This window comes from Colwellia marinimaniae, from assembly GCF_002207865.1.
Taxonomy (GTDB): domain Bacteria; phylum Pseudomonadota; class Gammaproteobacteria; order Enterobacterales; family Alteromonadaceae; genus Colwellia; species Colwellia marinimaniae.
On the sequence record NZ_BDQM01000432.1, the window covers coordinates 1 to 247 of the forward strand.

General features: G+C 70.0%; 1 protein-coding gene. It reads right to left on the bottom strand.

Annotation, left to right across the window (positions count from 1 at the left end; all coding sequences use genetic code 11):
* The coding region (locus MTCD1_RS19955) for an aminotransferase class I/II-fold pyridoxal phosphate-dependent enzyme (protein ID WP_143760220.1) at window positions 1–247 on the bottom strand (247 nt) is incomplete at both ends.

Here is a 247-nt window from a genome sequence, read left to right on the forward strand (position 1 = left end):
GTTGGAGGGCGATGCCAGCAGCACGCCGCGTGTCTTGGTACCCCATGCGGCCTCGACCTTGGCGGCGCTGAGCTGGAAGCGCTCCTCGGCCGTGGTGGGGATCAGCACCGCTTTGCCTTCCGCCGCGCTCACGAAGTGGCGGTTGCAGGGGTAGCTGGGGTCGGGCATCAGGATCTCGTCGTCCGCGTCGATCAGCGCCAGGCAGGCCAGCTGCAGCGCGGCCGATGCGCCGGCCGTGACCACGATG